Source organism: Cupriavidus sp. DF5525, assembly GCF_040149425.2.
In the GTDB taxonomy this organism is placed as follows: domain Bacteria; phylum Pseudomonadota; class Gammaproteobacteria; order Burkholderiales; family Burkholderiaceae; genus Cupriavidus; species Cupriavidus pickettii_A.
This window is the reverse complement of sequence record NZ_CP168266.1, coordinates 1,587,971-1,607,040: the sequence shown is the minus strand read 5'-3', so window position 1 is coordinate 1,607,040 and position 19,070 is coordinate 1,587,971. Positions and strand designations below refer to the sequence as shown.

The following is a 19,070-nucleotide window of genomic DNA, read 5'->3' as shown; positions in this document are numbered from 1 at the left end:
ACCCCCTTACCTCTCGATTACTCGGCGAAGTCCGTGGCTTCAGAGGACCCCTTCCACACGTCGAGATCCTTCCTGACCCCTTCGGCCTTGGCTGCCGCGAGTTCGTTCGCGATCTTGCCCGCAAACAGGTGCAGCGGCGGCGATTCGACACTGGCGGCCTGAATGATCAACCGGGCCAGCTTGTCGGGGTCACCAGCCTGCCGTCCATGCAGCGTGCCGAGATGAAGGTCGATCGATGCCTTGGCCTCCGTATACTCACTGATCTGGTGCGTGGCCACCGCCAGCGCACCACTTGACAGGAAGTCGGTGCGCACGGGCCCCGGATAGACCACGGTCGCGCGAATGCCGAGTTCGGCGACTTCCGCGGCCAACGACTCGGTCAGACCCGCCAGCGCGAACTTGCTCGCCACGTAGCTGCCCCAGCCGGCGTAGCCGCCCTGGTAGCCGACGATGGATGCAATATTGATGATGTGTCCGCTGCGCTGGCCCCGCAGATGCGGCAGGGCATGGCGCTGCACGAGCAGTGGCGCGAAAAAGTTGACCTCGAAGTTCTGGCGGACCTCCTCGTCGGACAGCGCCTCGACAGTCCCTTGCTGTGCGTAGCCGGCATTGTTGACGATCACGTCGATCGAGCCAAACCTTTGCACGGTGCTTTCGATCGCCGCGTGGACGCTTCGGTCATCGGTCAGGTCGACCTCGAGTGGTAGAAATCGTTCGGACGAGTCACCGATGGCGTGCGCAAGTGAGGCTGCCGTGCGTGACGTTGCGGCCACGCGATGGCCCTGCTCAAGGAGATGCTTGACGAGCTTCTGACCCAGGCCTTTCGATGCGCCGGTTACAAACCAGGTGCGGGATGCTTGCTTCATGATGGTATTCCTGTGGGGTTGGGATTGTTGACTACGCGCGTTCAAGGCAACGCGACGCTCATGCCGCCGTCGGCCATCACGAGCGCGCCGACGATGTAGCTGGCCTTTTCCGAAGCCAGGAATGCGATCACTTCTGCAATCTCCTCGGGCTGGGCTGCGCGGCGTATGGGAGCATTCTTGCCGTGTTCGGCCAGGAACGCTGGTCCATCGGCATGGATGTGGTTGGTGATGTTGGTCACCACGTCGCCTGAGCCCACCGCATTGACGCGGATGCCGTGCCCGATGGCTTCGAGCGACAACGCGCGCGTCAATTGCGCCAGTGCGCCCTTCGAGGCGGCATAAGCCGCGATGAGCGGAAACGCCTGCTGGCATGCATAGGAGCCGACATTGACGATGGCGCCCGACCTGGCCGACACCATCACGCGCATCGCCTCGCGCGAGAACAGGAACGCGCCGGTTGCGTTGACTGCCTGGATGCTGTTCCAGTCGTCGAGCGACATCTCGACCACCGGCTTGTTGATGATGATCCCGGCGTTGTTGACGAGGATATCCAGCTTGCCAAACTGTTCGACGGCGGTCGACACAGCTCGCACCGCGCTTTCCTCGCGCGCAATGTCGGCCACGAGCGGCAGGACGCCGGGTCTGCTGAGCGTCTCGACGTTGGCGTTGCGGTCAACTGCGACAACGTTTGCGCCCTGGGCGTGCAGCAGTTCAGTGGTGGCCAGTCCGATGCCGCTGGCCGCGCCGGTTACGATTGCGACCTTGCCTGCGAAGGCGCCAGTCGCTGCATTGCGTGGTGTCATGATGAGGTTCTCCTGGGATTGACTTGTGCTATGTGTTCAACGCGTTCAGAACGGGCTGGCCGTCGGACGCACGATGATCTCGCTCACGTCGACATCGGCCGGTTGTTCCACCGCGTACGCAATGGCGCGGGCGATCGCATCTGGCGTGATGGCGATGCGTCGAAATTCCTGCATCGCCGAGCGTGCGACATCGTCGGAGATCGAGTCGGCCAGTTCGGATTCGACGACGCCGGGACAGACGACTGTCACGCGGATCTTGTCCGTTTCCTGGCGCAGCCCATCGGAAATGGCGCGCACGGCGAATTTGGTTGCGCAGTAGACGGCTGCGGTCGGCGAGACGGACAAGCCGCCGATCGACGAGATGCTGATGATCTGGCCCGCGCCTTGCTGCTCCATCGCTGGCAGCACGGCGGCGATGCCGTGCAGCACGCCGCGGATGTTCACGTCGATCATCCGGTCCCACTCATTGACCTTCAGCGCGTTCAGCGGAGAGAGCGGCATCACGCCAGCGTTGTTGATCAGCACGTCGATGCGGCCGAAGGATTCGAGCGCGAAGCGCGCGAAGGCAGCAACGTCTTCGGCCGAAGTGACATCGAGTGCGCGATAGCGGACGGTGGCGCCGGCCGCCTGCAGCGATTCGGCCAGTTCGGCGAGCCGATCCGTGCGTCGTGCGCCGATGACAAGGCGATGACCTTGGGCGGCGAGCAATCGGGCGGTGCCTTCGCCAATGCCGCTGCTGGCGCCGGTGATGAGGATGACCTTCGATTCGGTGGGTTGGATTGCCATCTTGCATACTCCTATTGGTGGCTCGGTTTGGGAGGCGGCTGCCGGCGATTGCCGCGCGAGACGTCTTTCCAGGATCGGCCTTCAGGAAAGCGATACTGTTCGTTGGCCGGTGAGGGAATGTTAGGTACGTCCAGCGCCGCGGCGAATACACGTATCGATGGCGTTATTGCCTATTTCTATCAATCTGGGTGACGGGCGCGGATGGCGGGGACTAGAATGGCGACAATCGCAAGCGAAAGGAGAGAGCCGTGTCGAACGCCCTGAATCCTGCTTCCACTCGCATGGTCCGCCTGCTTGAGCGACTGGCGCCGAACGAGGGCTATACCCAATCGGCGCTCGACAGCGTCCGGCTGATGCGCTCGGACCGTCCGCTCGGGCGCACGCCAGTGCTGTATGAGCCGAGCATCGTCATTGTTTGCCAGGGGCGCAAGATCGGATTCCTGGGCGATGGGGTCTACGTCTACGACGCGCAGCACTATCTCGTGCTGTCCGTGCCGTTGCCGTTCTCGACAGAGACTCAGGCCACGCCAGGGGAGCCAATGCTCGCGGTGTCGGTGCGCCTGGACTTGATCGAACTCAGCGAATTGATCACGCAGATCGACGCCGCCGGGCATCATCCCGAGGCGCCCCCGACCGGCATCGTTTCCACACCGCTTGCAGGGGATCTTGCTGACGCGACGCTACGGCTGTTGCAGGCATTGACGTCACCGCTCGATGCGCAGGTTCTGGGGCCCGACATCGTGCGCGAAATCTGCTATCGCGTGCTGACGGGCGAGCAAGGCGGGGCAATGCGCGCTGCGCTGGCGCATCATGGCCGATTCGGACGGGTGGCGCGGGCACTCAAGCGGATTCATGCCGACTATGCAACGCCGCTCAACGTCACGCGTCTTGCGGAGGAAGCGGGCATGAGTGTGCCGGCGTTTCATGCCAACTTCCGTACGGTGACGCAGACATCGCCGATCCAGTACATCAAGTCGACCCGTCTTCATCAGGCCCGGCTGCTGATGATTCGAGACGGCGTGACCGCGGCGGCGGCTTCGGCGCGTGTTGGCTATGAAAGCGCATCCCAGTTCAGCCGCGAGTTCAAGCGCCTGTTCGGCAGGACGCCGGTCGAAGAGGTGCGTGACATGCGCGAGTCGTTCACGCTCTCGCCGGCGGTAATGCTCGACCATTTGGAATGGGACAGTATGGCGCTCACGCGGCAGAAGCGTGCGCGATCGGCTGTTGCGACGTCACGGCGCCGCGTTACTGCGTGATCGGTTGGGCGTGGGGCGCCTGACAGTAATACCGAAACGTGGCACAGGCACATATCGGAGAGGTGCCGCGGATGCCGTGGGGCCGCGGGCCGGCGCGTAGCCCTGTCGGCCGTTCGTAGTGACACCCTCCGCGAAGCGTTGTTCGTTGGTCAACCGCTTGGCTTTTCTATTCGTGCCGCAGCTTGTCAAAAGGCATATCGCTTCACTTCCGACATCTCAGGCTGTCTTTCTCGGCACTAACCGTTGCTTTCCCCCATACGTACTTTCACCTAATGCTGCGATGCGACAATTCCTTTGCTACAATCAGGGAAAACCCGATGAGGGTAATCCCGAAAGGAAGAACGCCATGAACACCCAATCCGATATCAAGCTGACTGACCAACTCGAACGCGATCTGATCGACCGCGAACTCGGTACGCAACGCCTGGGTTTCGCCCACGACGTGAAGCGCACCATCGCTGCCTTCCAGGCCATGGTCGAGCGCCTGCAGACCCAGGCCCGCAAGGCCAAGGTAGTTTACGCCAACGGCTAAGCTGTGCTGAAGCTGCGGTAATTTGCGGTATCTGCGGCAAATTGCGGGCTTTCTGCGGCCTCGCGGCTGCATTGTAGAACCGGCCATACGCGCGCCCGCTGGGGGCTGACGCGCGGCCGGTTTTGTTTTTCCTGCGGTTTTTGCGTGCTTTGTGAGCAACTTTCGCAAGGCTTGCCAGACCTTTTCGTTTGGTCGCGCCGGATGCGGGGGCTATCGTGGATGCCTTCTCTACGCTCCCGTCCGACCATGCCACCGCTTGTCCTGCTCTGCCTGCTGATCACCTACGTGGTGTGGGGCACGACCTACCTGGCGATCCGCTTTACGCTGGAGAGCTTTCCGCCGCTGTTCATGATGGGCACGCGCTTCCTGTGCGCGGGCCTGCTGCTGGCCGCCTGGCTGGCGTGGCGCGGCACGCCGATGCCGAACTGGCGGCAGCTACGCAACTGCGCGGTGCCGGCGGTGTTCCTGCTGGTGGGCGGCATGGGGCTGACGGCGATTGCCGAGCAGACCATCTCGTCGGGCGCGACCACGGTGATGATCGGGTCGATGCCGATCTTCGCGCTGATCTGGGGTGCGTGCTTCGGCAACCGGCCCAGGTGGTACGAGTACGTGGCGATCGCGATCGGCAGCGTCGGCATCCTGGTGCTGACGGCGGGCGCGGAATTCCGCGTCAGTACCATGGGCGTGGTGGCGCTGATGCTGGCGGTGGCGAGCTGGTCGTTCGGCTCGGAGCTGGCGCGCCGGCTGGAGCTGCCGCAGGGGCCCGCGGCCTTTGCAGCGGAGATGCTAATCGGCGGGGCGGTGCTGATGGTGCTGTCGGCGCTGCGCCAGGAACCGTGGCCGGCATCGGTCAGCGCGCAGGCCGGCTGGGCCTGGGTCTACCTGGTGGTGGCGGGCTCGCTGGTGGCGTTTTCCGCCTATATGTACCTGGTGTCGACGGTCAGCCAGACGCTGGCCGCCAGCTACGTCTACGTAAATCCGCCGGTGGCGCTGGCAATGGGCGCGTGGCTGGGCGGCGAGCAGATCGCGCCGCAGACGCTGGGCGCGGTGCTGCTGATCCTGCTGGCGCTGACCGTGCTGAGCCTGGGCACGCTGCGCACGGCGCGCGCTCAGGCTGCGGCCTGATCCGTCCGGTCGCCGTTCAGGTGCCGGACTGCTCCTGGATCCAGAGCGAGAGCCGGACTTTGTAGGCCTGCTGGATATGCCGGCGCGCGATCTGTTCCGCCAGCGCCGGGTCGCGCTGTTCCAGCGCCTCCACCAACGCGATATGTTCCTCGTACGAGCTGCGCGCACGCCCCGGCACTGACAACGTGGTGCGCCCGAGCAGCGCCATCGATTCATGCAGCGAGCGCAGGTTCTTCAGCAGGTAGCGGTTATGGGCGCAGCGGTGCAGGGTTTCGTGGAACAGCCGGTTGTTCTGCGCGAGCCGGTCCGGATCGTCGGCGAACGCCAGGTCGCGCTCGACGATATCGCGCAGCAGCGAGATCTCCACGTCGGTGGCATGGCGCGCGGCCAGCGCGGCAGCGGTGCCTTCCAGCACTTCGCGCATTACGTACAGCTCGCTGACCATGCTGGCGTCGAGCTGGGTCACCATCATGCCGCGGTTGGGCTCGTTGACGACCAGGCCTTCGGATTCCAGCCGCGACAGCGCTTCGCGCACGGGCGTGCGCGACAGGCCCAGCGTTTCCGCCAGTTCCACCTCGCGCAGCCGCGTGCCGGGCGAGAGCTGGCCAGCCTGGATGGCGGCGCGCAGTTGCTGGTAGGCGCGCTCTGAGCGCGGGAGCGATGCAGCCTGGCCGCCCTCGGCGGCACCGGCGAACTCTTGAGAAATCATGTGAGGCTGGCTGGTGCTGTGTGACTGTTGTTACCAGCCATCATACCCGGTCGTGCGCGGTCGACATCACGGGGTCGCAATATGGTGCAAGGCGATCCCGGCTTCAGCCCGCCGGCGACTGGAACGGGTGGTACTGGTACAGCCAGGTTTCCGACAGCGGCTTGCCGTTCAGGCGCAGGAACAGGCGGATATCGACTGGCTGGTTGCCATCGGCGGCGAGGTCGAACTGGGCGCGCCAGTGGCCAGGCACGTTATTGGGCACGGCTTCGGTGAAGACATAGGAGAAGGTGCCGCGCGAGGCGGTCAGCACGGCCTCGGGCTTGACGCCGAAGGGGATTTTCTCCAACGGTGCGCCCTTGAACTCCACCATGAACTTGCGTACGCCCTTGGGCCGCTGCTGCCCGGGCTGGCCGCCATTGCCCAGGCGCGTGGCGACGCAGCGCGCCAGCGGCGAGGGAGAGGGCTCGTCGGCCTGCCAGTGCAGGCGGTAGCGCAGGCGATAGGTGTTGCCGGCCTTGGCGGGCGCCTTGGGCACCCACATGGCGACGATGTTGTCGTGGATCTCGTCGTCGGTGCGCAGCTCGATCAGCTGCACCGCGCCGGCGCCCCAGCCGTCGCGCGGCTCGACCCACAGGCTCGGGCGGCGCTCGTAGTTGACGCCGTCCTGGTAGTGGTCGAACAACCGGTCGCGCTGCAGCAGGCCGAAGCCCTTCGGGTTCTCGTCGGAAAACGCCGAGGCGGTGGTCTGCGGCGGATTGTTCAGCGGGCGCCAGATATGCTCGCCCGCGCCGTTCCAGAGCGCCAGGCCGTCGGAATCGTGCACCTCCGGCCGCCAGTCGACGGCGGTGCCCTTGATGCTTTCCGAGAACCAGTACATCGACGTCAGCGGCGCCAGCCCCAGGCGCCCCACGTCCTTGCGCAGGAACAGCGCGCACTCCACGTCCATGATCACGGCCTTGGCGCGCTGCATGACGAAGCGGTAGGCGCCGGAGATGCTGGGGCCGTCGAGCAGCGCATAGACGGTGACCTTATCGCCGTTGCCTTCGGGTGTCTCAAACCAGAAATGGGTGAAGGCAGGGAATTCCTCGGACTTGCCCGCCTCGGCCACGTCGATGGCGATGCCGCGCGCCGACAGCCCGTACTGGTACAGGTCGCCGATGGCGCGGAAATACGAGGCGCCCAGGAAGGCAACCCAGTCGTTCTTGCGCCAGTCGCGCACCTTCTGGTCGCCCAGGCGGCTTTCCTGGAAGCGGAAGCCGGCAAAGCCGCTGCCAGGCGGCAGCTTGTGCGCGGGACTGTCGGCCGGCATGTCGAAGTAGGCATCGTCGTAGACGATCTCGCGCGCCTTGCCCGCGCCGTCCTTGCCGCGCTCGATCACATGCATGCGCACCGGCGTGCGGAAGTAGGTGCCGAGGTGGAAGAAGGTGACCGGGAACTGGCCAGGGCCATTGGCGAACAGCGCGTCGTCGGTGCGGAAGCGGATCTTGCCGTGGGCATCGTAGTCGATGCGCGATAGCACATCGGCCGGGGGCGACGGCGGCGCCGCGTACGGCTTTGCCGCCAGCGCGCGGGCGCGCTCGATCAGGGCGTCGAAGCCGAACGGCTGGGCGTCGCCGAGCTTGATCCGGCTGGCTGCCAGTACCGATGGGGTAATGCCGAGCGCGGCAAGCGCGGCAGAGGCGGTGGCGGAGACCAGCAGGGTTCGGCGATTCATCATGTGGCGAAAGCGTCCTTTTTTTGTCCGGGGTTAGTGCAGAACTGTAAAAGACGGCGCCGTCCGCGGAAAGTTCGGACACCGTCTGTTACAGGCTACGGGCACCCGCTATGTGTGCGGCGCAGAACACACTCAGTGCGCTTCGCCATGCTCCCGGCGGTGCTTGCGCCGCTGGCGCGACAGCATGTTGAGCCCCTCGACTCCCGCCGAGAACGCCATCGCCGTATAGATATAGCCCTTGGGCACATGGTGGCCGAGCCCTTCGGCGATCAGCGTCATGCCGATCATGATCAGGAAGGCCAGCGCCAGCATCACGATGGTCGGGTTGCGGTTGATGAAGTTGGCCAGCGGGGTGGCGGCGAACAGCATCGTCATCACGGCGGCGATCACCGCCACGAACATGATCTGCACGTGCTCGGTCATGCCGACCGCGGTGATGATGCTGTCGATCGAGAACACCAGGTCGAGGACCAGGATCTGCCCGATGGCCGAGGCAAAGCTCTGCACCGCCTTGGCCGTGCCGCTGTCCTCGCCTTCTTCGTCGCCGCTGACGTGCTGGTGGATTTCACGCGTTGCCTTCCACACCAGGAAGGCGCCGCCGGCAATCAGGATCATGTCGCGCCACGAGATTCCCTGGCCGAGGATGGTGAACACCGGCTCGGTGAGCTTGACGATGATGGCGATGGTGGCCAGCAGCCCCAGCCGCATCAGCAGCGCCAGGCTGATGCCGATCTTGCGTGCCTTCTCGCGCATGGCTTCGGGCAGCTTGTTGGTCAGGATCGAGATAAAGATCAGGTTGTCGATCCCCAGTACGATTTCCATGGCCACCAGGGTAGCCAGCGCCGCCCAGGCGGCCGGGTCCTGCACCAATGCCAGCGTCGATTCCATACAAGCTCCGGGTGTCAGTTTTAAGGCTGGCGCCCGGCGCGTGATTCGCCGAAGGCGCATGAAGCTTCATGTTAGCGCAGCGTCGCTTGTCGCCAAACGTGTCCGGAAAGATAAAGGTTGTTTTGCGCCTTTGTGGAATATAGTATGTGATATATCAAAAGATCGTTATCGAGCTTCATATCGAGCCACAAGGAGACAGGCATGAAAGTGTGTATCTATGGCGCGGGCGCCATTGGCGGCTATGTCGGGGCGCAACTGGCGCGCGCGGGGGCGGAGGTCAGCTTCGTTGCGCGCGGTCCGCACCTGGCGGCGATGAAGGAGAACGGCGTCAGGCTGCTGATCGACGGCGAGGAGCGCGTGGCGCAGGTGCGCTGCACCAGCGATCCGCACGAACTCGGGCCGCAGGATTATGTGTTCATTACCCTGAAGGCACATTCGGTGCCCGGCGTGGTCGACCTGATACAGCCGCTGCTGGGGGCCCAGACCGCGATCGTCACCGGCGTCAACGGCATCCCATACTGGTACTTCTACAAGCATGGCGGCGACCTCGCCGGCAGCACGCTGGAGAGCGTGGATCCTGGCGCGCGCCAGTGGAAAGGCCTGGGCCCTGAGCGCGCGATCGGCTGCGTGGTCTATCCCGCCGCCGAGATCGTGGCGCCCGGCGTGATCAAGCACGTCTACGGCAAGAAGTTTCCGCTGGGCGAGCCCGACGGCAGCCGCTCGTCGCGCGTCACGCAGCTGAGCGAGATGATGATGGCCGCCGACCTGGAGGCGCCGGTGCGCGATAACATCCGCGACGAGATCTGGCTCAAGCTGTGGGGCAACCTGTGCTTCAACCCGATCAGCGCGCTCACGCATGCCACGCTCGACGTCATTACCTCGGACCCCGCCACGCGCGCGCTGTCGCGCCAGATGATGGTCGAGGCGCAGGCCATTGCCGAGCGCTTCGGCGTGAAGTTCCGTGTCGACGTGGAGCGTCGCATCGACGGTGCCGGCGCCGTGGGTGCGCACAAGACTTCGATGCTGCAGGACCTGGAGGCAGGGCGGGCCATGGAAATCGACCCGCTGCTGACCGTGGTGCAGGAGATGGGGCGGCGGGTGGGACAGCCCACGCCGATGTGTGACGCCGTTCTGGGCTTGATCAAGCAGCGCGACGCGATGGCGAAACTGGCCGCCTGAAGACGGACCACAGCGGGGGGCATCGCAGTGTCGGGTGCCCCCTGCGGCACGCCGGCGGCGCAAATGTTGCGCGCGCCTGGCTTGCAAAGCGGGAAGGCAGGGCGATAGTGATATACCATATACGACAGACCGCGCACCGCCGCAGTGCCGATGCATGACGACGACGCATTGCTTGATGCATATTCGTAATGAGTCGGGCGTTTTTGCTAAGCTGTGCGGGAATGCGGAGGGCAGCCATTCCGGCCGCCGCGCCACGGTCTCACACGAGCTCATTCATGTCTGCGCAAAGCCAATCGATCGCTCAGCCTCCCGGCCTGAGCCTGTCCGTGCAACCGATCAACGCCGGCGCCAGCCTGCGCGACCAGGCCTACGCCATGCTGCGGCAGGCCATTGCCGACGCCGACATCTACCAGTCGCATGAAGAGATCCGGCTCGATGAACGGGTGCTGAGCGAGGCCATGGGCGTGAGCCGCACGCCGATCCGCGAAGCGATGACGCTGCTGGAGCAGGAAGGCTTCCTGCGCACCGTACCGCGCCGCGGCATCTACATCATGCGCAAGACCAAGCGCGAGATCGTCGAGATGATCCAGATGTGGGCGGCGCTTGAAAGCATGGCGGCGCGGCTGGCGACCCAGAACGCGACCGATGCGGAGATCAGGCAGCTGCGCCATATGTTCGACAGCTTCCGCGATTCCACGCCGGCCGAGCATATTGAAGAGTATTCCGACGCCAATATCGCGTTCCACCAGGCGATCGTGCAGCTGTCCAAGTCGCAGATCATCATGGACACGATCCGCAATATCTTTATCCACGTGCGGGCGATCCGGAAGATGACGATCTCGCAGAGCGACCGCGCGTCGCGTTCGATCGTGGACCACCTGCGCATCATCGAAGCGCTGGAACGGCGCGATACCGAGCTGGCCGAGCGGCTGGTGCGGCAGCACTCTCTGGACCTGGCCGACTACGTCGAGACGCACTGCGATTTCCTCGACTGACGACGGCGGGGCAGGGGCAGGGCGGCGGAATGGCGGACGATGTCCGCCGTTTTCATTTCTGGCAGTCTGACTCCGTTTCGCTTGATGGTATGTGATATATCAATGCGAAAAGTCGGTCGGCCGGATTGATGCGCGGATGTTCTGAACCCTCCGGCATTACGCTGAATTGTCGGGAAAAGACGGCTTCCTGGCCGGATTTGCTGCGCTGCACCGTCGAAATGTGCGTGGGATCGGGCAAACTCCCCTTGCTCTCTTCTGATATATCACATACCGTATGTCATCAAGGCAGCCGAAAACGGTAAATCCACGAGGAGACCAAGACATGTCCGAAGTCGTCGAAGCCACGCGGGCCGGGAGCACCACCGCGGATGACACCCTGACGCCCGGCAAGTCGGCGGTGATCAGTATCTGGGTGGATCCGAGCGAGTACGCGCCAGGCACCAAGAACCAGACCATGTACAAGTAAAACCATCGCCCGAGGAGACAACCGCAATGGAAACCAAGGCCCTGCAAGGTGTTCGCATCCTGGACATGACCCACGTCCAGGCAGGCCCCTCGGCCACGCAGCTGATGGCGTGGCTGGGCGCGGACGTGATCAAGGTGGAAATGCCGGGCCGCGGGGATATCACCCGCAGCCAGCTGCGCGACGTGCCCAACGCCGACAGCCTGTACTTCACCATGCTCAACTCCAACAAGCGCAGCCTGACGCTGAACATGAAGACGCCCGAAGGCAAGGCGCTGCTCGAAGACCTGGTACAGCGCAGCGACGTGCTGATCGAGAACTTCGGGCCCGGCGTGCTGGCGCGCGCCGGCTTCGACTGGGAGCACCTGCAGGACCTGAATCCGCGGCTGGTCTATGCGTCGATCAAGGGCTTCGGCCCGGGGCCATACGCCGACTGCAAGGCGTATGAGAACGTGGCGCAGTGCATGGGCGGCTCGGCCTCCACCACGGGCGATGCCGAGGGCGTGCCCACCGTGACCGGCGCGCAGATCGGCGACTCGGGCACGGGCGTGCATTGCGTGGTCGGCATCCTGGCCGCGCTGCTGCAGCGCGAGCACACCGGCCGCGGCCAGCGCGTGGAGGTGGCGATGCAGGATGCGGTGCTGAACCTGTGCCGCGTCAAGCTGCGCGACCAGCAGCGCCTGGACAACGGACCGCTGCGCGAGTACCCGAATGAAGAGTTCGGCGACCACGTGCCGCGCGCCGGCAATGCCTCGGGCGGCGGCCAGCCGGGCGCGGCGTTGCGCTGTGCGCCGGGCGGCCCCAATGACTATGTCTACGTCATCATCCAGCCGCAGGGCTGGGAGCCGCTGATGCGCCTGTGCGGCCGTGAGGACCTGATCAACAATCCCGACTACGCCACGCCAGAAGCGCGGCTCAAGCACCTGGCCGACTGTTTCGCCGTGATCGAGAAATGGACCGGCGGCCTGAGCAAATTCGACGTGATGGCGGCGCTCAATGAAGTCGATGTGCCGTGCGGCCCGATCCTGTCGATGAAGGACCTGATCGAGGACCAGTCGCTGTACCAGCGTGGCTACCTGGTGGAGCTCGAGCATCCGCAGCGCGGCAACTACGTGCAGCTGGGTTGCCCGATCACGCTGTCGGCCTCGCCGGTGGAAGTCGAGCGTTCGCCGCTGCTGGGCGAGCATACCGACGAGATCCTTGAGTGGCTGGGACGCACGCCCGCGCAGATCGCGGCGATGAAGCTGGCCGGGGCGGTATGAGGTAGCGACCGACGCGACGCCTTGCCACCATGTCGTTCCCGCCTGCGCGGGAATGACAGGCAAGGCGCGCGCGCCGCCCCGAATTCCTTTTTCTCTTCCAATATCCTGCAACCCATCACGGAGCAGGCAAGCCCCCCTTTTGCCTGCGCAAGGAGCACGTTGTGCAAACCTGGATACGCTTTCGCCGCGCTGACGGCCGCATCGCCCATGGCCGTCTGGATGGACCCGATGGCAGCCGCGTCGTCGAATACGACGGTGATGGTTTCAACGACCCCGCCCCGACGGGTGCCGTGCACGAGCGCGCGGCGCTGACACTGCTGGCACCCTGCGAGCCCGGCAAGGTGGTGGCGCTGTGGAACAACTTCCACGCGCTCGCCCGCAAGCTGGAAAAGCCCGTGCCCACGCACCCGCTGTTCCTGATCAAGCCGGCATCGTCGCTGGCCGGACCCGGCGACGCGGTGCAGCGCCCCAAGAGCTATGACGGCAAGATCGTCTATGAGGGCGAGCTCGGCATCGTCATCGGCAAGATGGCGCGTAACGTGTCGGTGGCGGAAGCGGGCGCGCATATCTTCGGCTACACCATCGTCAACGACGTCACCGCGGCCGAGCTGATCACCGCCGACCCCAACTTCCCGCAGTGGACGCGCGCCAAGGGCTTCGACACCTTCGGCTGCGTCGGCCCGGCCATCGTCACCGGCTTCAACTGGAAGGCGGCCAGCGTGGTGACGCGCCTGGACGGCGTGGAGCGGCAGAACTACCCGCTGTCGGACATGATCTTTTCGCCCGAGGAGCAGGTCAGCCGCATCTCGCAGGACCTGACGCTGATGCCGGGCGATGTGATCGCGGTCGGCACTTCGCTCGGCGTGGGCTCGATGAAGGACGGCGCGGTGGTGGAGGTGGCGATCGCGGGCATCGGCTCGCTGGTCAACCACGTGCACGGCTGAACGCCGTCCGCACTCACATACAGGACGGTGAATGCCATGCCAATGACGATCGGTGTGCCACGCGAGGTCCATCCGGGAGAGCGGCGCGTCGCCGCCACCCCGGACTCGGTCAGGGAACTGCTCAAGCTCGGCTACCAGGTGGCGGTAGAAACCGGCGCGGGCCAGGAGGCCTCGTTCTCCGACGATGACTATCGCGCCGCCGGCGCGGCCATTGTCGATGCGGCCAGCCTGTGGGCGTCGGTCGACGTGGTGATCAAGGTGCGCCCGCCGCAGGTCCATCCCAGCCTGGGCGTGGAAGAGGCGGCGCTGCTGAAGAAGCACGCCACGCTGATCGGCTTTGTCTGGCCGGCGCAGCAGATGGCGATGCTGGAGCGGCTGACGCAGCGCGGCGCGACGGTGCTGGCGATGGATTGCGTGCCGCGCATCTCGCGCGCGCAAAAGCTCGATGCCCTCAGCTCGATGGCCAATATGGCGGGCTACCGCGCGGTGATCGAGGCCGCCCATGCCTTCGGCCGTCCCTTCGCCGGGCAGATCACGGCGGCGGGAAAGATCCCGCCGGCGCGCGTGCTGGTGATCGGCGCGGGCGTGGCGGGGCTGGCGGCGATCGGCGCGGCGCGCAGCCTGGGCGCGGTGGTGCGCGCCTTCGATACGCGGCCGGTGGTGCGCCAGCAGATCGAAAGCCTTGGCGCCGAGTTCCTCACGGTTGAGATCGAGGAAGACGGCAGTGGCAGCGGCGGCTATGCCAAGGAGATGAGTCCCGCGTTTATCGAGGCGGAGATGCGCCTCTTTGCCGAGCAGGCACGCGAGGTCGACATCATCATCACGACCGCGCTGATCCCGGGCAAGCCCGCCCCGAAGCTGCTCGAGGCCGGCACCGTTGGCCTGATGCGCGCGGGCAGCGTGGTGGTGGACCTGGCCGCGGAGCAGGGCGGCAACTGCGTGCTGACCGAGCCTGGGGAATCGGTGCGCCGCAACGGCGTGACGATCATCGGCTATACCGACCTGCCCAGCCGCATGGCGGCGCAGGCCAGCCAGCTCTACGCCACCAATATCCGCCACCTGCTGACCGAGCTGACGCCGGGCAAGGACGGGCAGCTCGTGGTCGATATGGATGACGAGATGATCCGCGGCGCCACGGTGCTGCACCAGGGCGCGGTGACGTGGCCACCGCCGCCGCTGACGGTGGCCATCCCGCAACAGCAGGCGCCGGCCGCGACGCCACCGGTGCAAGCGGAAGCCCCCGAGCCGCCAAGCCGTACCGGCGTGACGCTAGTCGCGCTGGCGCTGGCGGCGGCTGCGCTGCTCGGCCTGGGCGCGGTCGCGCCGCCGACATTCATGGCGCATTTCACGGTGTTCGTGCTGGCGATCTTCGTCGGCTACCAGGTCGTGTGGAACGTCACCGCCGCGCTGCATACGCCGTTGATGAGCGTGACCAATGCCATCAGCGGGATCATCGTGGTGGGGGCGCTGGTGCAGCTGGGCAAGCCGTCGTTGGTGACGGCGGTTATTGCGGGCTGCGCGGTGTTTGTCGCCACCATCAATATCGCCGGCGGCTTCCTGGTCACGCAACGCATGCTGAAGATGTTCCAGCGAGATTAAGGCCAAGGAGACAGCCATGCCTTCCGGAATCAGCAATATCGCTTACCTGAGCGCCAGTGCGCTGTTCATCCTCAGCCTGAGCGGCCTGAGCCATCCCGACACCGCGCGGCGCGGCAACATGCTGGGCATCGCCGGCATGGTGATCGCGATCGCGACCACCGTGCTGGCCGGCAGCCCCGACGGCATCGCCATCATCATCGGCGCGATGCTGGCGGGCGGCATCGCCGGCTCGATGCTGGCCAAGCGCGTGGAGATGACGCAGATGCCGCAGCTGGTGGCGGTGCTGCACAGCTTCGTCGGCCTGGCCGCGGTGCTGGTGGGCTATGCCAGCTACCTGGAGCCGACCAAGCTCGCCGGCGCGGAGAAGGTGATCCACGAGGTCGAGACCTACCTCGGCATCCTGATCGGCGCGGTCACCTTCACCGGCTCGATCATCGCCTTCCTGAAGCTGCAGGGCACCATGGGCGGCAAGCCGATGCTGCTGCCGGGCCGCCACATGCTCAACGCCGGCGCGCTGCTGGTGTGCGTGTGGCTGGGGTATAGCTTCCTCAGCGCTGCCGATCCGCAGCAGGGGCTGGTGCCGCTGGCGGTCATGACCGGGATCGCGCTGCTGGTCGGCGCGCACCTGGTGCTGGCCATCGGCGGCGCCGACATGCCGGTGGTGGTGTCGATGCTGAACAGCTATTCCGGCTGGGCCGCGGCGGCCACCGGTTTCATGCTGGGCAACGACCTGCTGATCATCACCGGCGCGCTGGTCGGATCGAGCGGCGCCATCCTCAGCTACATCATGTGCAAGGCGATGAACCGCAAGTTCCTGTCGGTGATCCTGGGGGGCTTCGGCGCGGTGCAGGCGCAGGGGGCGGCGACAGAGCAGGGCGAGGTGCTGCCAGTGTCGAGCGAGGAAGTCGGCAACCTGCTCAAGGATGCCAGCGACGTCATCATCGTGCCGGGCTACGGCATGGCGGTGGCGCAGGCGCAGGGCACCATCAGCGAGATCGCGCGGCGGCTGCGCGCGCAGGGGGTCAACGTCCGCTTCGGCATCCACCCGGTGGCGGGCCGTTTGCCCGGGCATATGAACGTGCTGCTGGCCGAGGCTCGGGTGCCATACGACATCGTGCTCGAGATGGAGGAGATCAACGACGACTTCGAGAAGGCCGACGTGGTGCTGGTGGTGGGCGCCAACGATATCGTCAACCCGGGCGCGCTGGAAGATCCCGCCAGCCCCATTGCCGGCATGCCGGTGCTGGAGGTGTGGAAGGCCAGGACCGTGGTGGTGTCCAAGCGCAGCATGGCCGCGGGCTATGCCGGGGTCGACAATCCGTTGTTCTACAAGGACAACACGCGGATGTGGTTCGGCGACGCCAAGGGCAGCGTCGATGCCTTGCTGCGGCAGCTCGAAGAAGCGCCTGCCTGAGACGGGGCGGTGTTCCATGGACGGGAAGCTATGGAACACCGCCGGGGCATTTCATGCCGATCGTGCGGTGTATAAACGGTCGTGAATAGATACGATAAAAAACTTTAAGACTTGGCAAATTAAGCTTCAGGTAGCATCAATCCACGGTTTCATGCGCAACAATGCCAGGCACCGGTCACGGTGCGTGATGCGGATTTAGCGGTAGAGAGGCCTGGCGCGGTGTGACCGGGCCTCGGGCTGACGACTGACCACTTCTATTAGTGGAGGACGTGGCTTCCGAAGGGAGCCAGGGCCATGACAAGCCTTTTCAGTGAGCCAAATTGTCACTGGAATGGTGGTATGTGATATATCTAAGGCGACGTGACGGGCGTATTTCCTGTCGTGGATCGCGGGTCGACAATCTGTGTCGTTCGCGCATCAATGGCTAGCACTAAGTAATTGCCCTGATTTAGCAGCAGTAGCCTGCAAGATTGCTGCGCCGCACCGACGAAAGTTGAAGAGTCAGTAGAAATTCTTCTTGCGCCGTTCTGATATATCACATACCGTATGTCATCAAGATCGGCTGAAACGATCGGGCGCCGCGAGGCAAACGGGCAGCAACTAGCGGCGAGAGGCACAGGACCTGAGCCCGGCGAAAAGCAGAGTTCAACGAGGAGACCAAGACATGTCCGAAGTCGTAGCGAAGTTGGCCGAGAGCACCACCGCGGAAGACACCCTGGAATAGAAAAATTCCAACCCCAGTCAATTTGTCTAGAAGGAAGCAACCATGGCAGAAGTCGGAAACGAGTTGCAGCGTCACGCCGCGGAAGAACATCAGGCACAAACCGATGGTTTTCATCTGGTCATCGACGCGCTGAAGCTGAACGGCATCGAAAACATCTACGGGCTGCCCGGCATTCCGGTCACCGATCTGGCTCGTCTCGCGCAGGCCAACGGCATGCGCGTCATCAGCTTCCGTCACGAGCAGAACGCAGGCAACGCAGCAGCGATTGCCGGCTTTCTCACGCAAAAGCCGGGCGTGTGCCTGACCGTTTCTGCGCCCGGCTTCCTGAACGGGCTGACGGCGCTGGCGCATGCGACCACCAACTGCTTCCCGATGATCCTGATCAGCGGTTCGAGCGAGCGCGAGATCGTCGATTTGCAGCAGGGTGACTACGAAGAGATGGACCAGCTGGCCATCGCCCGTCCGCACGCCAAGGCTGCCTTCCGCGTGCTGCACGCTGAAGACATTGGTGTCGGGATCGCGCGTGCTATTCGTGCCGCCGTGTCGGGCCGTCCGGGCGGTGTGTATCTGGACCTGCCGGCCAAGCTGCTGGGCCAGTCGATGGAAGCCGAGAAGGGCCGCAAGTCGCTGATCAAGGTGGTGGATCCGGCCCCGCGCCAACTGCCTGCACCGGACTCGGTCGACCGTGCCGTCGCGCTGCTGAAGAACGCCAAGCGCCCGCTGATCCTGCTGGGCAAGGGTGCCGCTTACGCACGCGCCGATGCGGATATCCGCACGCTGGTCGAGAAGACGGGCATTCCATACCTGCCGATGTCGATGGCCAAGGGCCTGCTGCCCGATACACACCCGCAATCGGCCTCGGCCGCACGCTCGTATGTGCTGGCTGAAGCTGACGTGGTGTTGCTGGTCGGCGCCCGCCTGAACTGGCTGCTGTCGCACGGCAAGGGCAAGACCTGGGGTGGCCCGAAGCAATTCATCCAGATCGACATCGCGCCGACCGAGATGGACAGCAACGTTGCCATCGCCGCGCCGGTGGTGGGTGACATTGGTTCGTGCGTGTCGGCGATCCTCGACAAGGTCGGCAACGACTTTGCCAAGCCGGGCGCCGAGTGGCTGAACGCGGTGGACGAACGCAAGGACAAGAACCTGGCGAAGATGGCCGAGACCCTGGCCAAGGCCAAGGATGTCTCGCCGATGAACTTCCACGGTGCGCTGAACGTGCTGAAGGATGTGGTCAAGGCCAACCCGGGCATCTCGTTCGTCAACGAAGGCGCCAACACGCTGGACTACGCCCGTGCCGTGATCGACATGTACGAGCCGCGCAAGCGCCTTGACGTGGGCACCTGGGGCGTGATGGGCGTGGGCATGGGCTACGCGGTCGCCGCGGCGGTCGAGACTGGCAAGCCGGTGCTGGCGCTGTGCGGTGACAGTGCGTTCGGTTTCTCGGGCATGGAAGTCGAGACGATCTGCCGTTACAACCTGCCGGTCTGCATCGTCATTTTCAACAACAACGGCGTCTACAAGGGTATCGACGTGAATCCGACCGGCGGCAAGGATCCGGCCGTCACGACGTTCGTTCCGGGCGCGCGCTACGACAAGATGATGGAAGCGTTCGGTGGCGTCGGTCACAACGTCACCACGCCGGCGGAACTCGAAGCTGCGGTGAACGAAGCCCTGCGGTCGGGCAAGCCCACGCTGGTCAATGCCGTCATCGACCCGGCTGCCGGCACCGAAAGCGGTCGTCTGACCAATCTGAATCCGCAAAGCTCGGCCAAGAAGTAATTCACCCGAATTTCACCCCTCTGATCCAA

The 19,070-nt window shown here is 64.8% G+C and carries 17 protein-coding genes; 11 read left to right on the top strand and 6 right to left on the bottom strand.

The features are described from left to right. Positions 1-17: 17 nt before the first annotated feature. The 3 genes from ABNX08_RS28550 to ABNX08_RS28540 are packed head-to-tail and all read right to left on the bottom strand — an operon-like array spanning position 18 to position 2,455. Positions 18-866, bottom strand: coding sequence for an SDR family oxidoreductase (locus ABNX08_RS28550; RefSeq protein ID WP_022539067.1), 849 nt, complete (start codon positions 864-866; stop codon positions 18-20). A 41-nt stretch (positions 867-907) separates the two neighbouring features. Next, entirely contained in the window at positions 908-1,669 is a 762-nt protein-coding gene (locus ABNX08_RS28545) for an SDR family NAD(P)-dependent oxidoreductase (RefSeq protein ID WP_022539066.1), read from the bottom strand. A 45-nt stretch (positions 1,670-1,714) separates the two neighbouring features. Further along, positions 1,715-2,455 carry an SDR family oxidoreductase gene (locus ABNX08_RS28540; RefSeq protein ID WP_022539065.1) on the bottom strand — a complete coding sequence of 247 codons (741 nt, stop codon included), beginning with the start codon at positions 2,453-2,455 and terminating at the stop codon, positions 1,715-1,717. A gap of 281 nt (positions 2,456-2,736) precedes the next feature. Between ABNX08_RS28540 and ABNX08_RS28535 the strand changes: the two genes are divergently transcribed. The 3 genes from ABNX08_RS28535 to yedA all read left to right on the top strand — a co-directional run bounded on the left by ABNX08_RS28535 (position 2,737) and on the right by yedA (position 5,368). Beyond that, on the top strand, positions 2,737-3,711 hold the full coding sequence (locus ABNX08_RS28535) for an AraC family transcriptional regulator N-terminal domain-containing protein (protein ID WP_374063730.1): 975 nt from the start codon (positions 2,737-2,739) through the stop codon (positions 3,709-3,711). Positions 3,712-4,057: 346 nt separating this feature from the next. Next, positions 4,058-4,243: a hypothetical protein gene (locus ABNX08_RS28530; RefSeq protein WP_022539063.1), complete on the top strand. Its 186-nt coding sequence runs from the start codon at positions 4,058-4,060 to the stop codon at positions 4,241-4,243. A 246-nt stretch (positions 4,244-4,489) separates the two neighbouring features. Next, positions 4,490-5,368: a drug/metabolite exporter YedA gene (gene yedA, locus ABNX08_RS28525; RefSeq protein WP_022539062.1), complete on the top strand. Its 879-nt coding sequence runs from the start codon at positions 4,490-4,492 to the stop codon at positions 5,366-5,368. A gap of 16 nt (positions 5,369-5,384) precedes the next feature. Here the strand turns inward: yedA and ABNX08_RS28520 are convergent, their stop codons facing one another. The 3 genes from ABNX08_RS28520 to ABNX08_RS28510 all read right to left on the bottom strand — a co-directional run bounded on the left by ABNX08_RS28520 (position 5,385) and on the right by ABNX08_RS28510 (position 8,679). Next, positions 5,385-6,077, bottom strand: coding sequence for a GntR family transcriptional regulator (locus ABNX08_RS28520; protein WP_022539061.1), 693 nt, complete (start codon positions 6,075-6,077; stop codon positions 5,385-5,387). A gap of 103 nt (positions 6,078-6,180) precedes the next feature. Further along, positions 6,181-7,794: a glucan biosynthesis protein gene (locus ABNX08_RS28515; protein WP_022539060.1), complete on the bottom strand. Its 1,614-nt coding sequence runs from the start codon at positions 7,792-7,794 to the stop codon at positions 6,181-6,183. A 129-nt stretch (positions 7,795-7,923) separates the two neighbouring features. Next, the gene (locus ABNX08_RS28510) at positions 7,924-8,679 is read right to left on the bottom strand and encodes a TerC family protein (protein WP_022539059.1); all 756 of its coding nucleotides are present in this window, start codon (positions 8,677-8,679) and stop codon (positions 7,924-7,926) included. 201 nt (positions 8,680-8,880) lie between these two features. Between ABNX08_RS28510 and ABNX08_RS28505 the strand changes: the two genes are divergently transcribed. The 8 genes from ABNX08_RS28505 to oxc all read left to right on the top strand — a co-directional run bounded on the left by ABNX08_RS28505 (position 8,881) and on the right by oxc (position 19,041). Beyond that, the gene (locus tag ABNX08_RS28505) at positions 8,881-9,858 is read left to right on the top strand and encodes a 2-dehydropantoate 2-reductase (protein WP_022539058.1); all 978 of its coding nucleotides are present in this window, start codon (positions 8,881-8,883) and stop codon (positions 9,856-9,858) included. A gap of 275 nt (positions 9,859-10,133) precedes the next feature. Then, positions 10,134-10,853, top strand: a complete 720-nt coding sequence (locus tag ABNX08_RS28500) for a GntR family transcriptional regulator (protein ID WP_022539057.1) — start codon at positions 10,134-10,136, stop codon at positions 10,851-10,853. 322 nt (positions 10,854-11,175) lie between these two features. Continuing rightward, the gene (locus ABNX08_RS28495; protein ID WP_022539056.1) at positions 11,176-11,319 is read left to right on the top strand and encodes a hypothetical protein; all 144 of its coding nucleotides are present in this window, start codon (positions 11,176-11,178) and stop codon (positions 11,317-11,319) included. A gap of 26 nt (positions 11,320-11,345) precedes the next feature. Beyond that, entirely contained in the window at positions 11,346-12,578 is a 1,233-nt protein-coding gene (frc, locus tag ABNX08_RS28490) for a formyl-CoA transferase (RefSeq protein WP_022539055.1), read from the top strand. 161 nt (positions 12,579-12,739) lie between these two features. After that, positions 12,740-13,522 (top strand): fumarylacetoacetate hydrolase family protein, encoded by a 783-nt coding sequence (locus tag ABNX08_RS28485; RefSeq protein ID WP_022539054.1) that lies wholly within the window; start codon positions 12,740-12,742, stop codon positions 13,520-13,522. A 36-nt stretch (positions 13,523-13,558) separates the two neighbouring features. Further along, positions 13,559-15,121, top strand: coding sequence for a Re/Si-specific NAD(P)(+) transhydrogenase subunit alpha (locus ABNX08_RS28480; protein WP_022539053.1), 1,563 nt, complete (start codon positions 13,559-13,561; stop codon positions 15,119-15,121). Between the two features lie 16 nt (positions 15,122-15,137). After that, positions 15,138-16,535, top strand: coding sequence for a Re/Si-specific NAD(P)(+) transhydrogenase subunit beta (gene pntB / locus ABNX08_RS28475; protein ID WP_022539052.1), 1,398 nt, complete (start codon positions 15,138-15,140; stop codon positions 16,533-16,535). Between the two features lie 766 nt (positions 16,536-17,301). Next, on the top strand, positions 17,302-19,041 hold the full coding sequence (oxc, locus tag ABNX08_RS28470) for an oxalyl-CoA decarboxylase (RefSeq protein WP_022539051.1): 1,740 nt from the start codon (positions 17,302-17,304) through the stop codon (positions 19,039-19,041). Positions 19,042-19,070: the final 29 nt, after the last annotated feature.

Excerpts from the sequence above, each read along its gene's own strand:
- ABNX08_RS28515 (WP_022539060.1), bottom strand. The coding sequence starts at position 7,794 with ATGATGAATCGCCGAACCCTGCTGGTCTCCGCCACCGCCTCTGCCGCG.
- ABNX08_RS28535 (WP_374063730.1), top strand. The coding sequence starts at position 2,737 with ATGGTCCGCCTGCTTGAGCGACTGGCGCCGAACGAGGGCTATACCCAA.
- ABNX08_RS28540 (WP_022539065.1), bottom strand. The coding sequence starts at position 2,455 with ATGGCAATCCAACCCACCGAATCGAAGGTCATCCTCATCACCGGCGCC.
- ABNX08_RS28510 (WP_022539059.1), bottom strand. The coding sequence starts at position 8,679 with ATGGAATCGACGCTGGCATTGGTGCAGGACCCGGCCGCCTGGGCGGCG.
- ABNX08_RS28495 (WP_022539056.1), top strand. The coding sequence starts at position 11,176 with ATGTCCGAAGTCGTCGAAGCCACGCGGGCCGGGAGCACCACCGCGGAT.
- ABNX08_RS28520 (WP_022539061.1), bottom strand. The coding sequence starts at position 6,077 with ATGATTTCTCAAGAGTTCGCCGGTGCCGCCGAGGGCGGCCAGGCTGCA.
- ABNX08_RS28500 (WP_022539057.1), top strand. The coding sequence starts at position 10,134 with ATGTCTGCGCAAAGCCAATCGATCGCTCAGCCTCCCGGCCTGAGCCTG.
- ABNX08_RS28505 (WP_022539058.1), top strand. The coding sequence starts at position 8,881 with ATGAAAGTGTGTATCTATGGCGCGGGCGCCATTGGCGGCTATGTCGGG.
- oxc (WP_022539051.1), top strand. The coding sequence starts at position 17,302 with ATGGCAGAAGTCGGAAACGAGTTGCAGCGTCACGCCGCGGAAGAACAT.
- yedA (WP_022539062.1), top strand. The coding sequence starts at position 4,490 with ATGCCACCGCTTGTCCTGCTCTGCCTGCTGATCACCTACGTGGTGTGG.
- frc (WP_022539055.1), top strand. The coding sequence starts at position 11,346 with ATGGAAACCAAGGCCCTGCAAGGTGTTCGCATCCTGGACATGACCCAC.
- ABNX08_RS28545 (WP_022539066.1), bottom strand. The coding sequence starts at position 1,669 with ATGACACCACGCAATGCAGCGACTGGCGCCTTCGCAGGCAAGGTCGCA.
- pntB (WP_022539052.1), top strand. The coding sequence starts at position 15,138 with ATGCCTTCCGGAATCAGCAATATCGCTTACCTGAGCGCCAGTGCGCTG.
- ABNX08_RS28480 (WP_022539053.1), top strand. The coding sequence starts at position 13,559 with ATGCCAATGACGATCGGTGTGCCACGCGAGGTCCATCCGGGAGAGCGG.
- ABNX08_RS28550 (WP_022539067.1), bottom strand. The coding sequence starts at position 866 with ATGAAGCAAGCATCCCGCACCTGGTTTGTAACCGGCGCATCGAAAGGC.
- ABNX08_RS28530 (WP_022539063.1), top strand. The coding sequence starts at position 4,058 with ATGAACACCCAATCCGATATCAAGCTGACTGACCAACTCGAACGCGAT.